The following is a 3,893-nucleotide window of genomic DNA, read 5'->3' as shown; positions in this document are numbered from 1 at the left end:
AACGACGGTGCCAATATCGCCACTCTGAAGTCCAGAGTCTATCAAGTCAGTCATCAATACAACCTGGTCTAATTCCTGAATCATTTCTCCGCCTCCAGAGGGTACGCTGTCACGAAACGAGGGTAAGTCTCTCCCTCATCCAGAAACCAAACGGTTCGCACATTAGGAGTGCGGCCGTCCACTGCGAGGAACTTGCCTTCGACAACAAAGCGCTGACCGAAGGGAGTCACCTCCTCCTTGGTTATATCGTTTTTCACTGCGTGTTGTCGAAGGGCTATTGCAAGTTCTTCCCAGCGATCCAGAGAAAAGCCATAGGCATGAAAGAAAATGGCTTTGCCACGTCCATCACGATGCGTCAACGACAGCAGGTAGTCCACGATCTTAGCCTGGGGCACCTCAGCAGTTTCAGCGTTCGCAAGGTGCATCTTACTCCTCGACGCGAATCCAGTTGTAGACTTTGCTGACGGCGGGCAGGCGGCTGATGACATCGAGCGCTCCAAGCAGATGGTGCTCGCGGCTTTTATGGGTCACCCAGACAATCTCGGCTTCGTCGCTGGGAAGGGCGCGCTGGACGACGGACTCAATGCTGACATCAAAATCCCCGTAGACATTGGCGATGCTCGCGAGCACTTTGGGTTTATCCATCGCATGAAGACGCACATAGAACTTACTCTGCACTTGCTCGCTGGGGAGCATGGGGCGCGTCAGATGGCACGTACAACCGACACGGCCTGTGGCATTCGAGAGAATATTGCGCGCGCAGGCGATCAGGTCCCCGACCACAGCGCTTCCGGTGGGCATGCTGCCCGCGCCGCGCCCGTAGAACATCACATCGCCCACCGCATCGCCGCGCACAAGAACCGCATTGAAGACATCGTTCACACTGGCAAGGGGGTGTTTATTGGGCAGGAGCGCGGGATGCACCCGGGCCTGCATTCTGCCATCCGGATGACACTGCGCGGAAGCGATCAGCTTGATCTTGTAGCCGAGATCCCGCGCGACGGCGATATCGCGGGCCTGGATATGGCGGATGCCCTGCCGAGTCACTTTGTCCTCGTTCACCGTCGAGTTAAAGGCAAGTGACGAGAGAATCGCCAGCTTGTACGCGGCATCGTGGCCGTCCACATCGCTTGTCGGGTCCGCTTCGGCGTAGCCCAAGCGCTGGGCATCGGCGAGGGTGGGAGTGAAGTCCGCGCCTTCCTCGGTCATTCGCGTGAGAATATAGTTGGTGGTGCCATTGACAATGCCCATCACCTCGCGGATATTGTTGCCCGCCAGGCTCTCCTTGAGCGCTGCGATAATCGGAATGCCGCCCGCCACTGAGCCTTCGAGGAAGAAGTCTTTCTGAGCCGCCATTGCTGCGTCTAAGAGATCGTGACCCGACTTTGCCATCAGTTCTTTGTTGGCCGTGACAATATTTTTGCCGTTTTGAATCGCGCGGTGCAGAAAACCGTGGCACGGATCCACGCCCCCCACCAGCTCCGCGAGAATCTCAATCTCCGGGTCATCTATCACCTCAAACGAGTTGTCGGTGAGAAGCGCCGGGTCAACGTCCACATCGCGTTTTTTATCGAGGGTGCGTACGGCGATTTTTTTAATCACCAGCTCTGCTCCGACACGCCGGGAGATCGCCTCCGCATTTTCCTGGAGAATTCGCACCGTGCCCGAACCAACCACGCCCAGACCTAAAATTCCAATTTTGATCTGACGCATCGCTTAGCTTTCTAGAAGTATCAGGGCATCGCCCGGATGGACGAGCTTGCCGCTCTCCGCAGGAAGCGCCACGACCTTGCCCGCATGATCCGCGAGAACTTCCGAGAATACCTTCATGGCCTCGATCATCCCGATGGGCTGGTTCTTCTCCACTGAGTCGCCGATCTCCACAAACGGGGGGGAGCCCGGAGCGGGTGATCGGTAGAAAACCCCCATGATAGGGGCCTCTATGGGGATCCCAGAAGGCGCGACCGAAGCAGCAACGGCCTCGACGGGAGGTGCCATGGCGGTAGCCAAAGGTAGAGGAGTCGCAAGAGCAGGGGGGGCTGTTGTACGCAAGGTCACCCGGAGGGGGCCGTCTTCGTAGCGAAGCTCCGCCAGATCATGCTTCTCGACCAGCTTGGCTAGGCGCTGTAGGTCTTCGGGGGCAATCGGAAAATCAGACACGCGGCATTTTATCACGATTCGCTATTTGAACCAGGTACAATGGTTCGTGACACGATTGCCATTTTTTGACGACGATACGCCCCACGAGGAGTGTGGGGTTTTTGGGGTCTGGGCTCCGGGAGAAGATGTGGCGCGCATGACGTTCTTCGGGCTCTTTGCGCTTCAGCACCGGGGGCAAGAGTCGGCGGGGATTGCGGTGAGTGATGGAAAGCGCATCGCCCTTCATAAAGATATGGGTTTGGTGACACAGGTATTCGATGAGGAGATCCTGAGCCGTCTGACGGGCCACAGCGCTATTGGGCATACGCGCTACTCCACTACGGGGTCGTCGGTGTTGCGAAATGCCCAGCCCATATCAGCGTGTTTGCACGGCACTAAGGAAGTTGCCGTCGCCCACAACGGCAACTTAATCAACACCGATGTTCTTCGGGCGGAACTCATTGCACGGGGCTACAAGCTCGAATCCACCAACGATTCCGAGGCACTGGCACTGCTGATCGCCGAGAACCTCGGCGAGAGTGCCGTGGAGGCGGTGCGTCTGGCGATGCAGAAAGCGGAGGGAGCGTACTCGCTGGCGATTCTTACTCCCAACGAGCTGATCGGGGTGCGCGATCCGTACGGTGTCCGGCCCCTGTGTCTGGGGCGGCTCGATGCGGGTGGATTTGTGCTGGCGAGCGAGACCTGTGCGCTCAATACGGTGGGTGCCACTCTGATTCGAGAGATCATGCCGGGTGAGATTGTGGTTATTAATGAGAAGGGCTGGCGTGTCGAGCCGGGGGTCGCGATGAAGCGGCAGGCGCTGTGCATGCTGGAGGCGATCTATTTTGCGCGTCCGGACTCTGTCATGTACGGCCAGAGCCTGCATGCCGCACGCCGACGGATGGGCGGCGAACTCTCTCGTGAGCATCCGGCGCCGGGGGCCGATCTGGTGATTGGTGTCCCGGACTCAGGCACTCCGGCAGCACTGGGTTTTGCGGAGGCGAGTGGGATTCCCTTTGGCGAGGGGCTGATTAAGAACCGCTACATTCAGAGGACGTTTATCCAGCCGGATCAACGCATGCGCGAGATGGGCGTACGTATGAAGCTCACCCCGATCCGTGAAGCGCTTCAGGGCAAGAGCGTTGTCATGGTGGACGACACGATTGTGCGTGGCACGACAACGGGTAAAGTGGTGCGCTTGCTTCTGGAGGCAGGAGCGCGGGAAGTGCACGTGCGCATCTCCGCGCCGCCGGTGAAGTGGCCGTGTTTCTACGGCATTGACATGGCGACTCAGGATCAGTTGATTGCGGCGAGCCAGTCCGTTGAGGCGATCCGCCAGAAGATCGGGGCGACGAGCCTGGGCTATCTTGCCGAGGCGGGACTTGCCCGGGCGATGTCCGTTCCGGTGGACAACTTCTGCCTCGCCTGCTTCACCGGCAACTACCCGATCCCCGTGCCCGACAGCTTGAGGATGGAGAAGCTGGCGTTTGAACCTCCGGTGAGTTAAGACGACACGTGACTGTCCATTGCCTTGCATCTGGTTCGTCGGGGAATGCATTTCTCATTAAGTCTGATCAGGGGGCACTTCTGGTGGATGCAGGGCTTGGGGTGCGAACTCTCAAGCGCTGGTGTGGGGAGCGTGGGGTGGCGCTGGAGAACCTGAGTGGCGTTTTGGTGACCCATGAGCACGGCGATCATAGTGTGGGGGCGGTGCCGCTGGCGGTGAAGTACAACGTCCCGATTGTGGCGACACC

At 58.8% G+C, this 3,893-nt stretch carries 5 protein-coding genes; 2 read left to right on the top strand and 3 right to left on the bottom strand.

Translation table 11 applies throughout. From position 1 onward, the window contains the following. Nucleotides 1–80: 80 nt before the first annotated feature. The 3 genes from ACH2EH_RS15550 to ACH2EH_RS15540 are packed head-to-tail and all read right to left on the bottom strand — an operon-like array spanning nucleotide 81 to nucleotide 2,160. Nucleotides 81–425, bottom strand: coding sequence for a DUF6883 domain-containing protein (locus tag ACH2EH_RS15550; RefSeq protein ID WP_395142955.1), 345 nt, complete (start codon nucleotides 423–425; stop codon nucleotides 81–83). A 1-nt stretch (nucleotide 426) separates the two neighbouring features. Beyond that, complete coding sequence (locus ACH2EH_RS15545; protein WP_395142954.1) at nucleotides 427–1,713, bottom strand: homoserine dehydrogenase; 1,287 nt, start codon at nucleotides 1,711–1,713, stop codon at nucleotides 427–429. A 3-nt stretch (nucleotides 1,714–1,716) separates the two neighbouring features. After that, nucleotides 1,717–2,160 (bottom strand): acetyl-CoA carboxylase biotin carboxyl carrier protein, encoded by a 444-nt coding sequence (locus tag ACH2EH_RS15540; protein WP_395142953.1) that lies wholly within the window; start codon nucleotides 2,158–2,160, stop codon nucleotides 1,717–1,719. A 46-nt stretch (nucleotides 2,161–2,206) separates the two neighbouring features. Here ACH2EH_RS15540 and purF point away from each other — a divergent pair, with 46 nt between their 5' ends. After that, entirely contained in the window at nucleotides 2,207–3,646 is a 1,440-nt protein-coding gene (gene purF / locus ACH2EH_RS15535; RefSeq protein WP_395142951.1) for an amidophosphoribosyltransferase, read from the top strand. 8 nt (nucleotides 3,647–3,654) lie between these two features. Further along, nucleotides 3,655–3,893: MBL fold metallo-hydrolase (locus tag ACH2EH_RS15530; RefSeq protein WP_395142949.1), on the top strand; the 239-nt coding region annotated here is incomplete at its 3' end.

The sequence above is a fragment of the Armatimonas sp. genome, from assembly GCF_043760365.1.
GTDB lineage: Bacteria > Armatimonadota > Armatimonadia > Armatimonadales > Armatimonadaceae > Armatimonas.
The sequence above is the reverse complement of the archived record's forward strand: the minus strand, read 5'-3'. Positions and strand labels throughout refer to the sequence as shown.

Excerpts from the sequence above, each read along its gene's own strand:
- ACH2EH_RS15545 (WP_395142954.1), bottom strand. The coding sequence starts at position 1,713 with ATGCGTCAGATCAAAATTGGAATTTTAGGTCTGGGCGTGGTTGGTTCG.
- ACH2EH_RS15550 (WP_395142955.1), bottom strand. The coding sequence starts at position 425 with ATGCACCTTGCGAACGCTGAAACTGCTGAGGTGCCCCAGGCTAAGATC.